Source organism: Xanthomonas sp. 3307, from assembly GCF_014199735.1.
Taxonomy (GTDB): Bacteria; Pseudomonadota; Gammaproteobacteria; order Xanthomonadales; family Xanthomonadaceae; genus Xanthomonas_A; species Xanthomonas_A rydalmerensis.
On sequence record NZ_JACHOG010000002.1, the window covers coordinates 656876 to 671456 of the forward strand.

A 14581-nucleotide genomic window follows, 5' to 3' on the forward strand; every position below is an offset into this window, starting at 1 on the left:
CATGTCCGACCGCAGACGCCGGCCCGTTCCGTGGCCGGCGGCCTTCGCCGCGGCGCTCGCCGTCGCCGGCACCTTGCTTGCGCTGCCGCCGTTGGCGCTGCCGTTGCCGGCGCCGTGGCACTGGCTGGCGCCGCTGTGCATGGCCGCCGCCGCGGCGCTCGCCACCGTCGCCGGCTGCCGGGCACGCCAGCAGATCGAACGCCTGGATGCGGCGCTGGCGCGTGCGGCCCTGGCCGAGTCCGAGCGCAACGCCCTGCAGCACGACGTGCACGTGCGCGAGCGGCTGGAAAAGGAGCTGCTGCAGGCCAAGCAGGCCGCAGAGGCGGCCACCCAGGCGGCTGAAGCGGCGGTGCTGGCCAAGGGCGAGTTCCTGGCAACGATGAGCCACGAGATCCGCACCCCGCTCAACGGCATCATCCCGATGCTGGAGCTGATCGGGCGCGGCCCGCTCGGCCTGGACCAGCGCGAGATGCTGCGCGCGGCCAGCACCTCCTCGCTGCAGCTGCTGCGCATCGTCGACGACATCCTCGATTACTCCAAGCTCGAAGCGAACCGGCTGGAGCTGGAGATCACCACCTTCAACCTGCGCGAGCTGCTCGACGGCGTGCTGGAGCTGATGCAGCGCGCGGCCGAGGCCAAGGGCCTGCGCATGGCGCTGCAACTGGACCCGGCGGTACGCCTGCCGGTGCGTGGCGATCCGGTGCGCCTGCGCCAGGTGCTGAGCAACCTGCTCGGCAATGCGGTCAAGTTCACCGCGCGCGGCGCCATCGACCTGGGCGTGCGCCGGCTCGGCGAGACTCCGGCGCAGCACTTGCTGCGCTTCGAGGTGCGCGACACAGGCATCGGCATCAGCGCCGATCGCCAGGAGCACCTGTTCCAGGCCTTCACCCAGGCCGACGCCTCCACCACCCGCCTGTATGGCGGCACCGGGCTGGGCCTGACCATCTGCAAGCGCATCGTCGAGCTGATGGGCGGGCGCATCGGCGTCGTGTCGCGGCAGGGCCAGGGCGCCACGTTCTGGTTCGAGATTCCGCTGCTGAAGGTGATCGGCGACCTGCCGCAGAGCCCGGGCGGGCTGCCGCGGCTGCATGCGTTGCTGGTCGGCGCCGACCAGCGCCTGCAGCAACGCCTGAGCGTGCTCCTGCCGAACTGGGGCGTGCAGGTGAGCAAGGTCGATTCGACCCAGGAAGCGCTGGAGCGGCTGCGCGGCAACGGCAGCGGCGTGCGCCCGGCCTACGATCTGGTCATTGGCGACCTGGACGGCCTGCGGCAGAGCGCGCGCGCGTTGCAGCGCGCAGTGGCGCGACTACCGGCGCCGCAGACCGCGCGGCTGATCTGGCTGTACGGCGAGGCCGACATTCCCGAGGAGATCCGCGCGCACGGCGCGTTGCTGTCGCGGCAGGCCGCCGACATCGACCTGCGCAGCATGCTGGCGCTGGCGCCGGCGACCCCGAGCCTTACCAATGAAGCCGCGGGCGACGGCACCGCCAACGCTGGCGAGTTCTACCACGACGCCTTCGCGACCGACGCCGTGCACGCCCCCGCGCCGGTGCTCGCCGCGGACCCGGCGACCGCCGTGACCGATGCGCCACCGCCGCGCAGCGGCTACCGGCTGCTGCTGGTCGAGGACAATCCGGTCAACCTGATGGTGGCGAAGCGGCTGCTGGAATCGCTCGGCCACCACGCCGACAGCGTCGAGGACGGCGCCGCCGCGCTGGCGCAGTTGGCGCAGTTGGCGCGGCAACCCTACGACCTGGTGATGATGGACTGCCAGATGCCGGTACTGGACGGTTACGCCGCCACCCGGCAATGGCGTCAGCGCGAGGCCGAGACGGGACGCCCGCGCCTGCCGATCCTGGCGATGACCGCCAACGCGATGGCCGGCGACCGCCAACGCTGCCTCGACGCCGGCATGGACGATTACCTGTCCAAGCCTATTGACCGCACGCGGCTGGAGGCCTGCCTGCAACGCTGGCTGCCGCTGCAGCCGGTGGCCATGCCGGCCAGCGCGGCGTTCGTGCCCGAGCCCGCCGCAGCAGCGGCACCGCAAACAGCGCCGGAGATCGCCGCGAGCGGCCAGGTGCCGGACACGATCCCTCTTGCCAAGACATCCGCGGACGCGCAGCCCGCTCCACAGGTCGGAGCGCAGGCACCGGTTGCCGCAAAGCCCGAAGCGGCATCGGCATCCACCGTGGCGACGTCCGCGCCGACCGACGCGACCAACGTCGACGCGGTGGTCGAGCCCCCCGCCGTGCCGGCGCCGGTACTGGAGATCGCCGTGCTCGACGAACTGCGCGATGTCATCGGCAGCGCCAGCGTCGCGCAGATCGTCGAGCTGTTCCTGGCCGATGCGCCGCTGCTGATCCAGCGCCTGGAGCAGGCCGCGGCGACGTCGGAGCCCGACGCGCTGCGCGAGGCCGCGCACACGCTGAAGTCCTCGGCCGCCAACCTCGGCGCACTGGCGCTGTCGGCAGCGGCACTGCGCATCGAGTCGGGCGTGCGCACCGGCACCCTGGATCGCCCGGTGGTCGCAGTCGCCCTGGTGATCGCCGAGTTCGCACGCGCGCGCCTGGCGCTGAGCGGCTACCGCGCCAGCGTCCGCGACAACGCCGAACCCGCCGCGCCGTAGCGCGACATCGCACTGCGCCACCACTGCGGGCGACACGAACGCCCGCAAGACCTGGCCACAGTGCATCGAAGACGCAGACGCACGGCCTGCTGCTTTTCTCGTAGAGAGCGACGTCGCGCGATGCCGATGCTATGCCGTCCGCATGGACCCGCGCAGGAGCGGCATGCGCCGCTTTTCAGGATCAGCGGCGACGGTCCGCCGGCACCGCGTCGCGGCTGAAGCGGCTCCTACACGCGCACGACAACGCCGACGCATATCCGGGAGTGCGGGGCGTACAGCATCCAGCGCGGCGCGGACACAGGCCAGCGCCGCGGCGTCATGCGCCGACGATTCAGTCGTCGAGCTTGGTCAGCAGGTAGTTCGGCTCGCCGATGCGCTCGATCAGGTCGAGCTGGGTTTCCAGCCAGTCGATGTGCTCTTCTTCCGATTCCAGGATGTCGGCCAGCAACTGGCGGCTGACGTAGTCCTGGATCGATTCGGCGTAGGCGATGCCGTCGCGCAGGGTGACGGTGCCTTCCTGCTCCAGCGCCAGGTCGCACTCGAGGATTTCCTTGGGGTTCTCGCCGATGCGCAGCTTGCCCAGTGCCTGGAAGTTGGGAAGTCCCTCGAGGAACAGGATGCGGTCCGCCAGCTTGTCGGCGTGCTTCATCTCGTCGATGGATTCCTTGTACTCGTGCTCGGCCAGTTCCTTCAGGCCCCAGTTCTTCAGCATCTTGGCGTGCAGGAAGTACTGGTTGATCGCGGTCAGCTCGTTGTAGAGGACCTTGTTGAGGAACTCGATGACTTTGCTGTCGCCCTTCATTGCATCGCTCGCGTAAAGCCGGAAAGCGCAGACTCTAGCGAATCGCGCCGCGGCGTGAAGGAACGCGAATCGTGATCATCCCGAATGCGCCGCAGCGCGGCGACGGGACTCAGGCGGCGCGGGCCAGGCCGCCCAGCACCGGCAATGGCAGCTCGCGGCTGAGCGCGCGCTGCAGCAGGTCGCCGGCCATGTCCAGACAGGAGCCGCAGGTGGCACCGCAACCGGTACGCATGGTCAGTTCGGACACGCTGCGGCAGCCGGCTTCGGCGGCTTCGCGGATCTGGCGATCGGTGACCCCATTGCAGATGCAGACGTACACGGCGGGCTTGGCGGCGGACGGCGCGGACTGCGCCTGGCGCCCATTCAAACCAAAGTGAGAATGGTTGTCAATTCCGCCCGTTAATCGTTATTAATCCGCGCCGCCCAGGGTCCGCCGCGCTTGCGTGGACGCTTGCGCGGCCGATCGTGGCCGGCGGTATTGCCCGGCAACCAGGCCTCCTGGGCCAGGGTCGGCATGGCACGGATGCCGGCACCGGCGATGCTCTGCGCCAGCGGCGCCAGGTGGCGCAACGCCCGTGCGTAAACGCCACGCTTGAACAGCACCACGTGCTCCACCGGGTACCAGAAATCGACCCAGCGCCAGTGGTCGAATTCCGGCGTCTCGGTCAGTTCCAGGTTCAGCTGGCTCTCGTCGCACTGCATCCGCAGCAGGAACCAGACCTGCTTCTGGCCAATGCAGACCTGGCGCTCGTTGCGGCGGATGGCCCGGCTGGGCAGGCGATAGCGCAGCCAACCGGGGGTGGCGCCGAGCACTTCCACGTGCTCGGGCAACAGCCCGGTTTCTTCGCGCAACTCGCGGTACATGGCCTCCACCGGGGTCTCGTCGGTGTTCATGCCGCCCTGCGGGAACTGCCAGCCGTCCCGGCGCACACGACGTGCCCAGAACACCTGACCATCCGGCCGCATCAGCACGATGCCTACGTTCGGTCGATAGCCGTCCGGATCGATCACGATGCGGACTCCTGAAAAATCTACTGGCTCCGACTCTGCCATGGCTGCGGCCGGGCCACAAGCAGCGTAGAAACCCGTTGACAGCCGCCCGCTTCTCTATAAGAATTGGCGGTTCACCAAGGCTATGTAGCTCAGCCGGTTAGAGCACAGCACTCATAATGCTGGGGTCGGTGGTTCGAGTCCACCCATAGCCACCATGGTGTGTACGCCCAAGGCGTGCGATACTTGCAGTCCACATTGCCCCGTCGCCAAGCGGTAAGGCACCTGACTCTGACTCAGGCATTCGGTGGTTCGAATCCATCCGGGGCAGCCAAATAAAAAAGAAGGCCGATCGCAAGATCGGCCTTCTTTTTTATTTGGCGCGGGGTTTGCGCAGGCGCCATGCGCCATGCGCCTGCGCCCCACGCCTTGCTGCGCAAGACGCGGGCCCCAGCCCTTCCGCCTCCACATCCCCGCGCCTGTCGGCGCGCCCCCTTGGACTCCAAGGGGGCTATTCCACCAGATGGAATCCGATCAGCAGAAGCAGGCGCCAGCACTCGCGATCCACCGGCATCGGCGCCGTCCTGGCAAGGTCGCGCGCACCACGCCTCCTATAGATATAGACGCCGAACCCTTGCGGCGACCTCGGACCTTCAGCCCCAGGCCAGCCAGCAATCCCCGGATCGCGCGAGCAGATCCATGGCTTCGAATCGCCCCTGCCACACATGCCTGTCGGCATAGACGCGACTCCAGAACGACAAAAGCCCGGCCGAAGCCGGGCTTTTGCTTGGTCCCAGCGAGCTCCCGAAGGAGCCCACGCCAGGCGCGATGGATCAGCGCTTGGAGAACTGGGTGGCGCGACGGGCCTTGTGCAGACCGACCTTCTTACGCTCGACTTCGCGGGCGTCGCGGGTCATGAAGCCGGCCTTGCGCAGCTCGGTCTTCAGGGTTTCGTCGTACTCGACCAGCGCACGGGCGATGCCCAGGCGGATCGCACCGGCCTGGCCGGTGGTGCCGCCGCCGGTGGCGGTGACCAGGATGTCGAAGCTCTCGGTGTTCTTGGTCAGCTCCAGCGGCTGGCGCACGATCATGCGCGCAGTCTCGCGGCCGAAGAACTCGTCCAGCGGACGGCCGTTGACGGAGATGTTGCCGGTGCCCTTGCGCAGGAACACGCGGGCAGTGGAGGACTTGCGGCGGCCAGTGCCGTAGTTTTGCGAAATCGCCATGATTAGATATCCAGAACCTGCGGCTGCTGAGCGGCGTGCGGATGCTCCGCACCGGAATAGACCTTGAGCTTGCGGTACATCGCGCGACCCAGCGGGCCCTTGGGCAGCATGCCCTTGACGGCGATTTCGATCACGCGCTCCGGGTGGCGCTCCAGCGCCTGCTCCAGGCTCTCGGTCTTCAGGTTGCCGATGTAGCCGGTGAAGCGGTGGTACTTCTTGTCCTTGAGCTTGTTGCCGGTGACGACGATCTTCTCGGCGTTGATCACCACCAGGTAATCGCCGGTATCGACGTGCGGGGTGTAGACCGGCTTGTGCTTGCCGCGCAGGCGGCGGGCCAATTCGGTGGAAAGCCGGCCCAGCGTTTTGCCGGCGGCGTCGACGAGATACCAGTCGCGCTGGACGGTCTCGGACTTAGCAGTGAAGGTGCTCATGATCAGACTCGGTTGGTCGGGCGGATTCCTGCAGCGAACGGCCGGAACTTTGCCACGCGTTGTGAATTGCAAAAACGCAAGAGGCGGAATTCTACGTGGCCCGGCCGCAGCGCGCAAGTCCGCCCTGCCGGAGTCGGCAGGACCGGCGGCGCGCTTGGCAGTGCGCCGGCCGGCGGCGAAAATCGGGGTCCCCACCGCTTCCGGGCTTTTCCCCATGACGGCCAGCCGCCAGCATTCCCCGCTCGATCGCGCCCTGGTCGAGGCCCAGCGCGCGCTGGAAACCGTGTTCGGCGACCCGCCGGCGCAGCGCCCCTACCCCGCCGCGGCCACCGCCGATGTGGTGCTGGCGCCGGACGAGCGGCGCCATGCCGCCGGCCTGATGCGCATCAACCACGTCGGCGAGGTCTGCGCGCAGGGCCTGTACTTCGGCCAGGCCGCGGTCGCGCGCGATCCGGCCACGCGTGCGCACCTGCTGGAGGCGGCGCAGGAAGAAACCGACCACCTGGCCTGGTGCGCGGCGCGGCTGCGCGAACTGGACAGCCGCCCCAGCCTGTTCAATCCCCTGTGGTACGCCGGCAGCTACGCGATCGGCACCCTGGCCGGGCTGCGCGGCGACGGCTGGAACCTGGGCTTCGTGGTCGAGACCGAGCGTCAGGTCGAGGCGCACCTGGACGAACACCTGCAGACCCTGCCGCCGGCGGACCTGCGCAGCCGCGACGTGCTGAAGGTGATGAAGGCCGACGAGGCCCGCCACGCCGAGCATGCCGAACAGGCCGGGGCGCGGCGCCTGCCGCCGCCGATCCCCACGGTCATGGCCGCCGCCTCGCGGCTGATGAAGGCGGTCGCCTATCGGCTGTAGCCGCCCGCCGGTCGGGCTGCGACCGGGCCGACTGGCATTGTCGGCCCAATCGGGTTAAAGTGAACGAACGCTGACTGATCCACGTCGACGCACGCCGCTTCCGCCGCAGCATCTCCCCCGTGCCGCAGTCATCCGATGTACCCCCGCCGAGTCACGCCCGCGTGCGCTCCGCCTGCCGATTGCCATGCCCGCCTCTTCGCTCCACCTCCATCTGCCTTCGCCCCGCACCCGCTGGTTGTCGCGCCTGTTGTTCGCGACCCTGTTCGCGCTCGGCGGCGGCGCCCTGCTGCATCACCTGCTCGGCGACTATCGCCAGGCCAGCGCGATCCTGCGCGACCATTCGGTCGCCACCGTGCCGGTGATCGCCGACGGCGCCTTCGGCGTACAGACCGAGCCGCTGGTGCGCTACCGCTTCCATTACGTGTTCGAGAGCAAGGGCCGCCTGCACAGCGGCGCCTTCGAAGCCAGCGGTGCCGAAGCCGCGCCGCTGCTGCTGGACGGTGCCACCGTCGAGATCGCCTACGCCAACGCCGATCCCTCGCGCTTCGGGCGCCTGGACCAGCTGCAGCACGCCGGCAACCTCGGCAGCGTGTTCACCCGCGCGATGATCGTGCTGTCGATCGTCGCCCTGCTGGCGGTGATCGCGCACCGGATGCTGATCGGCCGGGTACTGACCCGGCGCCGCACCGTCGTCGCCTGAGCCCAGCGCTGGCCGCGCTCAGTGGCCGACCAGCTTCAGGCCGATCACCCCGACCACGATCAGGCCGATGCAGGCCAGCCGCGCCGGCGAGGCGCTGTCGCCGAACAGGACGATGCCGAGCGTGGCCGTGCCCAATGCGCCGATCCCGGTCCAGATCGCATAGGCGGTGCCCAGCGGGATGTGCTTGAGCGCCTGGGTCAGCAACCACAGGCTCAGGCCAGCACCGGCCAGGGTGGCCACGGTCGGCCAGAGCCGGGTGAAGCCTTCGCTGTACTTCAGGCCGAGGGCGAAGCCGATCTCGAACAGACCGGCGAGCAACAGGTAGATCCAAGGCATTGTCTTTCTCCGTAGACAAATCCAAATGAAAACGGCCCGATGTCTGCACATCGGGCCGCCGTCGGCAGGGGTCGCAGCGCAGGCTGCGGGCGGGCCGTCCCGCCGTGACGAGGTCGCTTACTCGGACAGGTTGCGCCCGTGGAACAGCTCCTCGATCTCGCGCTTGAGCAGCGCCTCGATGCGCATGCGCTCCTTGAACGAGAGGTTCTTGGCCTTTTCCTCGAACAGGTACTGGTCCAGGTCGAAGTCCTTCAGGTGCATCTTGGTGTGGAAGATGTTCTCCTGGTAGACGTTGACGTCGAACATCTCGTAGCGCGACTTGACGTTCTTGGCCAGGAAGTTCTGGATCGAGTTGATCTTGTGGTCGATGTAGTGCTTCTTGCCCTTCACGTCGCGGGTGAAGCCGCGCACGCGGTAGTCCATGATCACGATGTCCGATTCCAGGCTCTCGATCAGGTAATTGAGGGCCTTCAGCGGCGAAATGACACCGCAGGTGGCGACGTCGATGTCGGCGCGGAACGTGGCGATACCGTGCTGCGGATGGGTTTCCGGGTAGGTATGGACGGTGATGTGGCTCTTGTCCATGTGCGCGACCACGGCATCGGAAATGATCTCCTTGCCGGCCGCCTTCTTGTCGATGACCGGCTCTTCGGAGATCAGGATCGTCACCGAGGCGCCCTGCGGATCGTAGTCCTGGCGCGCGATGTTGAGGATGTTGGCGCCGATGATCTCGGCCACATCGGTGAGGATCTGGGTCAGGCGATCGGCGTCGTACTGCTCGTCGATGTACTCGATGTAGCGCTGGCGCTCCTCTTCGGAGATCGCGTAGCAGACGTCGTAGATGTTGAAGCTCAACGCCTTGGTGAGGTTGTTGAAACCTTGCAGCCTCAGGCGAGGCAACGGCTTGACCACGGCGTGGATCCTCTGGAAGTTGGTCGGGGGGAAAGCCAATCAATTATGAGCCAAATGGCCGCGTCGCGAAACGTGGCGTCCGTCTCTTGTTTGCCGCCGCGAACGCGTCCCGTTAAGCTTCAGGAATTACGCCGTAGCGAAGCCGCCATGAGCCCCGGAAACACATCCACTGCAGCACCTGTGCGCATCGCTCCAAGTCCTTTGACGTTGGACACCGCCACCATCGACCGCTTCCTGGCCCACAGCCACCGTCGCCGCTATCCGGCGCGGACGGATGTGTTCAGGCCTGGCGATCCGGCCGGCACCCTGTACTACGTGGTCAGCGGCTCGGTCAGCATCATCGCCGAGGAAGATGACGACCGCGAGTTGGTGCTGGGCTATTTCGGCAGCGGCGAGTTCGTCGGCGAGATGGGGCTGTTCATCGAGTCCGACCAACGCGAGGTGATCCTGCGCACCCGCACGCCCTGCGAGCTGGCCGAGATCAGCTACGAGCGCCTGCATCAGCTGTTCCTGGGCTCGCTGTCGTCCGATGCGCCGCGGGTGCTGTTCGCGATCGGCGTGCAGTTGTCCAAGCGTCTGCTGGACACCTCGCGCAAGGCCAGCCGCCTGGCGTTCCTGGACGTCACCGACCGCATCGTGCGCACCCTGCACGACCTGGCGCAGGAGCCGGAGGCGATGAGCCATCCGCAGGGCATGCAGTTGCGCGTGTCGCGGCAGGAACTCGCGCGGCTGGTCGGCTGCTCGCGCGAGATGGCCGGGCGGGTGCTGAAGAAACTGCAGGTCGACGGCATCCTGCATGCCCGCGGCAAGACCGTGGTGCTGTACGGCGCACGCTGACCGCCTTGGGTCGGTAGGCCCGGCGCGATGGTGCTGAGCGAGACCTTCTATTGGTTCGTGCTGGTCGGCCTGGCCGCGCAGCTGGTGGACGGCGCGCTGGGCATGGCCTTCGGCCTGGTCTCCTCGTCGGTCCTGCTGAGCCTGGGCCTGCCGCCGGCAGTGGTCAGCGCCAGCGTGCACAGTGCCGAGGTGTTCACCACCGGTGCCTCCGGGCTGTCGCACCTGGCGCTGGGCAACGTCGACAAGCGGCTGTTCCTGCGCCTGGCACTGCCCGGCATGGTCGGCGGCGTCGCCGGCGCCTACGTGCTGACGCAGTTGCCGGGCGAGTTGATCCGCCCCTTCGTCTATCTGTACCTGCTCGCGCTGGCGGTGCTGATCCTGCTGCGCGCGGCCGGACGGGCGCTGCCGCGCCGCGAGGTGCGGCGGGTGCCGCTGCTGGGCTTCGTCGCCGGCCTGCTCGACGCCAGCGGCGGTGGCGGCTGGGGGCCGGTGGCGACCTCGACCCTGCTCGCCCACGGCGGCCAGGCCCGCACCACCATCGGCACGGTCAACGCCGCCGAGTTCCTGGTGACGCTGTCGATCTCGCTGACCTTCCTGCTGACCATGGGCGTGCAGCACCTGGACATCGTGCTCGGCCTGCTGGTGGGCGGCATGCTCGCCGCGCCGCTGGCGGCGCTGCTGGTCAAGCGCGTGCGCGAGCGCTGGGTGCTGGTGTCGGTGGGCCTGCTGGTGCTGGGCATCAGCCTGTATCAGGTGGGGAGCGCGCTGTATCGGTGGGTGGACTGATGCCCGGGAGTCGGGAGTCGGGATTGGGGATTCGCAGGAGCGGCGTCGGCGGCATCTGACGCGGTGCTGGCTGCGCTGCAGGCGGTCAGGCCGCGTTCGCTTTTCCCGGGGCGGGCCGCGCGATGATCGCGGCCGGGACGCTGCCGCCGATGGCCGCGCGTCTCGCCCCGCCCCTGCCCCGCGAGACCGCCATGCGCCGTGCCGTTCCGCTTTTCCTGGCCTTGCTGTGCCTGGCGCTGCCTGCGCCGCGCGCGCAGGCCGACGACGCCTTCGCCCGGCTCGGGCGCGGGGTCAACATCCTCGGCTACGACCCGCTGTGGACCGACCCGGCGAAGGCGCGCTTCCGCCCGCCGCTGTACCGCACGATCCGCGACGGCGGCTTCCGCACGGTCCGGGTCAACCTGCAGGCCTTCGCGCACATGGACGCGGCCAACCAGCTCGACCCGACCTGGCTGAAGACGCTGGACACGGTGGTCGACCAGGCCACCGCGGCGGGCTTGAACGTGATCCTGGACGAACACGACTTCCACCCCTGCGCCGCCGATGCGGCGGTGTGCCGGACCAAGCTGCTGGCGTTCTGGAGCCAGATCGCCCCGCGCTACCGCCATGCGCCGCCGTCGGTGCTGTTCGAGATCCTCAACGAGCCCAATGGCCAGATGACCAGCGCGGTGTGGAACGACCTGCTGCGCGATGCGCTGCAGATCATCCGCCGCGACAACCCGACCCGCACGGTGGTGGTGGGCCCGGGCAACAGCAATTCCTTCACCGCGCTCGACAGCCTGCGCCTGCCCGACGACGACACCCACCTGCTGGTCACCGTGCACTACTACAACCCGTTCCGCTTCACCCACCAGGGCGCGCCGTGGGCGCCTGCGGACATCCGCGACCACACCGGCGTGGCCTGGGGCAGCGCGGCCGACCGCACCAAGCTGTACGGCGAGTTCGACCGCATCGCGGCCTGGGCCAAGGCGCACCATCGGCAGGTGCTGCTGGGCGAATTCGGCGCCTACGAGCAGGCACCGCCGGCCGATCGACTGGCCTGGACCGTGGCCGTGGTCAATGCCGCGGAGAAGCGCCACTTCGCCTGGGCGTACTGGGAGTTCGAGGGCAGCTTCGGCGCCTACGACATCGACCGCGGCCAGTGGGTCGCGCCGCTGCACCACGCGCTGGTGGGCAGCGACAGCACGTACGCCAAGTCCGGCGGCTGATCGCCGCAGGGGCGGCGCGGCGGCACCCGCGCGAACGGCGCTGACGGGCGCGGTCGTAGACGCTGCGCCGCCGAATGCGACGCGGCGCAGTGACTCACTCGGAGCCGACGGCCTCGCCGGCGCGGTCGCGGCAGCCCCAGTTGAGGATGGGCGTGCCGGACGGCAGCACGCGGCGGAACACCGTCACTGCGCTGTGCTTGGGATTGACCACCACCGGCGCGGCCGCGGCCTGCAGCAGCGGCAGATCGGCGGTGCTGTCGGAATAGGCCATGGCGATCTCGCCGTAGCCCAGTTCGCGCAGCATGCGCATCTTTTCCTCGTTGTGGCAGTGGCGCGTGGCGGTGACCGCGCCCAGGCGCGGGCCGATCAGGCTGCCAACCACCGGCACGTCCTGGTGCGCGACGAAGCCGAGGATGGCGCGCGCCAGTTCCGGCGGCGCGCCGGTGGCGACCACCACCCGGTCGCCGGCGGCGCGGTGCCGGGCGAACACGTCCAGCGCCTGCGGCAGCAGCCGCTGGCGGATCTGCGCCTGGTGCTGCAGCACGTACTGGTCGATGATGCGGTTGAACTCGCGCGCGCGGCGCAGGCCGAAACTGGCGATCCAGACGTAGCCGGAGATGCCGGTGCGCCGGGTCGGCAGCATCGCCACCAGCGGCCCCAGCAACGGCGTGGCCAGCACCGCGGCGGCCAGGCGCAGCGGATTGCGCTTGATCAGCCAGGCGAACAGGTGGCTGCCGGAGTCGCCGTCGTACAGGGTGTGGTCGAAATCGAACACCACCAGCGGCGCATCGGCACGCGGCAGCGGATACGCGCTCGGGTCCTGCGCGCTCATGCCGCGAAGAACAGCTGGCGCAGCGCCTCGCCCGGCTCCTCGGCGCGCATGAACGCCTCGCCGACCAGGAACGCATGCACGCCGGCGCCGCGCATCAGCGTCACGTCGTCCGGGCCGAGGATGCCGCTTTCGGTGACCAGCAGGCGGTCGCGCGGCACCGCATCCTGCATCGACAGGGTGGTCTGCAGCGACACCTCGAAGGTGCGCAGGTTGCGGTTGTTGATGCCGATCAGCGGCGCCGGCACCTGCAGTGCGCGCTCCAGTTCGTCGATGTCGTGCACTTCCACCAGCACGTCCATGCCCAGTTGCAGCGCCAGCGACGACAGCTCGGCCAGTTGCAGGTCGTCCAGCGCCGCCACGATCAGCAGGATGCAGTCGGCTCCGAGCGTGCGCGCCTCGTAGACCTGGTACGGATCGATGGTGAAATCCTTGCGCAGCACCGGCAGCGTGCAGGCATCGCGCGCCTGCTGCAGATAGCGGTCGTGGCCCTGGAAGAAGTCCTCGTCGGTCAGCACCGACAGACAGGCGGCGCCGCCGAATTCGTAGCTGACCGCGATGTCGGCCGGGTGGAAGTCGGGCCGGATCACACCCTTGGACGGGCTGGCCTTCTTGACCTCGGCGATCACCGCCGGATCGCCGTTGGCGATGGCGGCCTGCAGCGAGCGGGCGAAGCCGCGGGTGGGCGGCATGGCCTCCGCGCGGGCGGCCAGCTCGGCCAGCGGCACGCGCGCGCTGCGCGCGGCGATCTCGTCGGCCTTGCGCGCGAGGATGGTGCGGAGAATGTCGCTGCTCATGCGGTTGGGATCCTGGGGGATGGCCGGATTATCGGCGATGTGGGGTAAAGAAGGGATCGGGACCCGGGACCCGGGACCCGGGACCCGCAACAGCCTAGGCCGCCATGCACGTGTTGCAACTGACGACTGGATGGCCGGACGCGAATCGCCGCAGATCGGCAAACTGCGCTCTTACCGGGTCCCGGGTCCCGGGTCCCGGGCCCCGACCAGGCCCTGCGTACATGCCACATACGCCTCCAGCTTGGCCCGCGCACGCCCATCGGCGATGGCCGCGCGCGCCAGGGCGATGCCGGCGCCGATGTCCTCGGCCAGGCCGGCCACGTACAGCGCCGCGCCGGCGTTGAAGGCGACGATGTCCAGCGCCGGACCGGGCGCGTTGTCGAGCACGGCGCGCAGCATCGCCATCGATTCGGCGGCGTCGGCGACCTTGAGGTTGCGGCTGGCCGACATGGCGATGCCGAAGTCCTCCGGGTGCACCTCGTACTCGCGCACCTGGCCGTCGCGCAGCTCGCCGACCAAGGTGCCGGCGCCGAGCGAGAGTTCGTCCATGTCGTCGCGGCCCCACACCACCAGCGCGCGTTCGGCGCCCAGTTCCTGCAGCACGCGCGCCTGGATGCCGACCAGGTCAGGGTGGAACACGCCCATCAGGATGTTCGGCGCGCCGGCCGGATTGGTCAGCGGGCCGAGGATGTTGAAGATGGTGCGCACGCCCATCTCGCGCCGCACCGGTGCCACCACCTTCATCGCCGGGTGGTGCACCGGCGCGTACATGAAGCCGATGCCGGTGGCGTCCAGCGCCTGCGCCACCTGCTCGGGCTGCAGTTCGATCGCCGCGCCCAGCGCCTCCAGCGCGTCGGCGCTGCCGGACTTGGAGGAGACGCTGCGGTTGCCGTGCTTGGCGACCTTGGCGCCGGCGGCCGCGGCGACGAACATCGCGCAGGTGGAGATGTTGAAAGTGTGCGAGCCGTCGCCGCCGGTGCCGACGATGTCGACCATGTGGGTGCGGTCGACGACCGGCACGGTGCGCGAGAACTCGCGCATCACCACCGCCGCGCCGGCGATCTCGCCGACCGTCTCCTTCTTGACCCGCAGCCCGGTGAGGATGGCCGCGGTCATCATCGGCGACACCTCCCCGCGCATGATCTGCCGCATCAGCCCGACCATCTCGTCGTGGAAGATCTCGCGATGCTCGATGGTGCGTTGCAGGGCTTGCTGGGGGGTGATGGTCATGGGGGAGGA

At 69.0% G+C, this 14581-nt stretch carries 16 protein-coding genes and 2 tRNA genes; 8 read left to right on the top strand and 10 right to left on the bottom strand.

What is annotated here, in order from left to right:
• Nucleotide 1 precedes the first annotated feature (1 nt).
• Nucleotides 2-2629 carry an ATP-binding protein gene (locus GGR64_RS07760; RefSeq protein WP_260302947.1) on the top strand — a complete coding sequence of 876 codons (2628 nt, stop codon included), beginning with the start codon at nucleotides 2-4 and terminating at the stop codon, nucleotides 2627-2629.
• Nucleotides 2630-2960: 331 nt separating this feature from the next.
• Here the strand turns inward: GGR64_RS07760 and bfr are convergent, their stop codons facing one another.
• The 3 genes from bfr to GGR64_RS07775 form a co-directional block, all read right to left on the bottom strand.
• Nucleotides 2961-3431: a bacterioferritin gene (bfr, locus tag GGR64_RS07765; protein ID WP_160966439.1), complete on the bottom strand. Its 471-nt coding sequence runs from the start codon at nucleotides 3429-3431 to the stop codon at nucleotides 2961-2963.
• Nucleotides 3432-3540: 109 nt separating this feature from the next.
• Nucleotides 3541-3750 carry a (2Fe-2S)-binding protein gene (locus GGR64_RS07770; protein ID WP_160966559.1) on the bottom strand — a complete coding sequence of 70 codons (210 nt, stop codon included), beginning with the start codon at nucleotides 3748-3750 and terminating at the stop codon, nucleotides 3541-3543.
• An 80-nt stretch (nucleotides 3751-3830) separates the two neighbouring features.
• Nucleotides 3831-4442 carry an RNA pyrophosphohydrolase gene (locus GGR64_RS07775; protein WP_160966437.1) on the bottom strand — a complete coding sequence of 204 codons (612 nt, stop codon included), beginning with the start codon at nucleotides 4440-4442 and terminating at the stop codon, nucleotides 3831-3833.
• A gap of 120 nt (nucleotides 4443-4562) precedes the next feature.
• Between GGR64_RS07775 and GGR64_RS07780 the strand changes: the two genes are divergently transcribed.
• Together GGR64_RS07780 and GGR64_RS07785 are read left to right on the top strand one after the other, a co-directional pair.
• A tRNA-Met gene (locus GGR64_RS07780) sits at nucleotides 4563-4639 on the top strand.
• A 41-nt stretch (nucleotides 4640-4680) separates the two neighbouring features.
• A tRNA-Gln gene (locus tag GGR64_RS07785) sits at nucleotides 4681-4755 on the top strand.
• Nucleotides 4756-5254: 499 nt separating this feature from the next.
• Here GGR64_RS07785 and rpsI read toward each other — a convergent pair.
• Together rpsI and rplM are read right to left on the bottom strand one after the other, a co-directional pair.
• Entirely contained in the window at nucleotides 5255-5647 is a 393-nt protein-coding gene (gene rpsI / locus GGR64_RS07790) for a 30S ribosomal protein S9 (RefSeq protein ID WP_010341421.1), read from the bottom strand.
• Between the two features lie 2 nt (nucleotides 5648-5649).
• The gene (rplM, locus tag GGR64_RS07795) at nucleotides 5650-6078 is read right to left on the bottom strand and encodes a 50S ribosomal protein L13 (protein ID WP_010341420.1); all 429 of its coding nucleotides are present in this window, start codon (nucleotides 6076-6078) and stop codon (nucleotides 5650-5652) included.
• A gap of 214 nt (nucleotides 6079-6292) precedes the next feature.
• Here rplM and coq7 point away from each other — a divergent pair, with 214 nt between their 5' ends.
• Together coq7 and GGR64_RS07805 are read left to right on the top strand one after the other, a co-directional pair.
• Nucleotides 6293-6937 (top strand): 2-polyprenyl-3-methyl-6-methoxy-1,4-benzoquinone monooxygenase, encoded by a 645-nt coding sequence (gene coq7 / locus GGR64_RS07800; RefSeq protein WP_048489304.1) that lies wholly within the window; start codon nucleotides 6293-6295, stop codon nucleotides 6935-6937.
• 235 nt (nucleotides 6938-7172) lie between these two features.
• Nucleotides 7173-7637 carry a hypothetical protein gene (locus GGR64_RS07805; RefSeq protein WP_184644970.1) on the top strand — a complete coding sequence of 155 codons (465 nt, stop codon included), beginning with the start codon at nucleotides 7173-7175 and terminating at the stop codon, nucleotides 7635-7637.
• Between the two features lie 18 nt (nucleotides 7638-7655).
• Here GGR64_RS07805 and sugE read toward each other — a convergent pair whose 3' ends face one another.
• Both sugE and speD read right to left on the bottom strand, forming a co-directional pair.
• On the bottom strand, nucleotides 7656-7973 hold the full coding sequence (gene sugE, locus GGR64_RS07810) for a quaternary ammonium compound efflux SMR transporter SugE (protein ID WP_184644971.1): 318 nt from the start codon (nucleotides 7971-7973) through the stop codon (nucleotides 7656-7658).
• Nucleotides 7974-8090: 117 nt separating this feature from the next.
• Entirely contained in the window at nucleotides 8091-8885 is a 795-nt protein-coding gene (gene speD / locus GGR64_RS07815; protein ID WP_017910332.1) for an adenosylmethionine decarboxylase, read from the bottom strand.
• Nucleotides 8886-9032: 147 nt separating this feature from the next.
• Here speD and crp point away from each other — a divergent pair, with 147 nt between their 5' ends.
• From crp to GGR64_RS07830, 3 genes are all read left to right on the top strand, one after another.
• Nucleotides 9033-9722 carry a cAMP-activated global transcriptional regulator CRP gene (gene crp / locus GGR64_RS07820; RefSeq protein WP_160966431.1) on the top strand — a complete coding sequence of 230 codons (690 nt, stop codon included), beginning with the start codon at nucleotides 9033-9035 and terminating at the stop codon, nucleotides 9720-9722.
• A 27-nt stretch (nucleotides 9723-9749) separates the two neighbouring features.
• A complete protein-coding gene (locus GGR64_RS07825; RefSeq protein ID WP_184644973.1) occupies nucleotides 9750-10508 on the top strand; it encodes a sulfite exporter TauE/SafE family protein in 759 nt (252 codons plus the stop codon).
• 191 nt (nucleotides 10509-10699) lie between these two features.
• Nucleotides 10700-11716, top strand: a complete 1017-nt coding sequence (locus tag GGR64_RS07830) for a glycoside hydrolase family 5 protein (protein WP_260302948.1) — start codon at nucleotides 10700-10702, stop codon at nucleotides 11714-11716.
• A gap of 94 nt (nucleotides 11717-11810) precedes the next feature.
• Here the strand turns inward: GGR64_RS07830 and GGR64_RS07835 are convergent, their stop codons facing one another.
• The 3 genes from GGR64_RS07835 to trpD form a co-directional block, all read right to left on the bottom strand.
• Nucleotides 11811-12548 (bottom strand): haloacid dehalogenase-like hydrolase, encoded by a 738-nt coding sequence (locus GGR64_RS07835; RefSeq protein WP_184644977.1) that lies wholly within the window; start codon nucleotides 12546-12548, stop codon nucleotides 11811-11813.
• Nucleotides 12545-13342, bottom strand: a complete 798-nt coding sequence (gene trpC / locus GGR64_RS07840) for an indole-3-glycerol phosphate synthase TrpC (protein ID WP_184644979.1) — start codon at nucleotides 13340-13342, stop codon at nucleotides 12545-12547. The genes GGR64_RS07835 and trpC overlap by 4 nt, the downstream gene beginning before the upstream one ends.
• Nucleotides 13343-13513: 171 nt before the next feature.
• Nucleotides 13514-14572, bottom strand: coding sequence for an anthranilate phosphoribosyltransferase (gene trpD / locus GGR64_RS07845; protein WP_160966421.1), 1059 nt, complete (start codon nucleotides 14570-14572; stop codon nucleotides 13514-13516).
• Nucleotides 14573-14581 lie beyond the last annotated feature (9 nt).

Coding starts and splice junctions, on each gene's coding strand:
- GGR64_RS07760 (WP_260302947.1), top strand. CDS start 2: ATGTCCGACCGCAGACGCCGGCCCGTTCCGTGGCCGGCGGCCTTCGCC.
- bfr (WP_160966439.1), bottom strand. CDS start 3,431: ATGAAGGGCGACAGCAAAGTCATCGAGTTCCTCAACAAGGTCCTCTAC.
- rpsI (WP_010341421.1), bottom strand. CDS start 5,647: ATGGCGATTTCGCAAAACTACGGCACTGGCCGCCGCAAGTCCTCCACT.
- rplM (WP_010341420.1), bottom strand. CDS start 6,078: ATGAGCACCTTCACTGCTAAGTCCGAGACCGTCCAGCGCGACTGGTAT.
- coq7 (WP_048489304.1), top strand. CDS start 6,293: ATGACGGCCAGCCGCCAGCATTCCCCGCTCGATCGCGCCCTGGTCGAG.
- sugE (WP_184644971.1), bottom strand. CDS start 7,973: ATGCCTTGGATCTACCTGTTGCTCGCCGGTCTGTTCGAGATCGGCTTC.
- crp (WP_160966431.1), top strand. CDS start 9,033: ATGAGCCCCGGAAACACATCCACTGCAGCACCTGTGCGCATCGCTCCA.
- GGR64_RS07825 (WP_184644973.1), top strand. CDS start 9,750: ATGGTGCTGAGCGAGACCTTCTATTGGTTCGTGCTGGTCGGCCTGGCC.
- GGR64_RS07830 (WP_260302948.1), top strand. CDS start 10,700: ATGCGCCGTGCCGTTCCGCTTTTCCTGGCCTTGCTGTGCCTGGCGCTG.
- GGR64_RS07835 (WP_184644977.1), bottom strand. CDS start 12,548: ATGAGCGCGCAGGACCCGAGCGCGTATCCGCTGCCGCGTGCCGATGCG.
- trpC (WP_184644979.1), bottom strand. CDS start 13,342: ATGAGCAGCGACATTCTCCGCACCATCCTCGCGCGCAAGGCCGACGAG.
- trpD (WP_160966421.1), bottom strand. CDS start 14,572: ATGACCATCACCCCCCAGCAAGCCCTGCAACGCACCATCGAGCATCGC.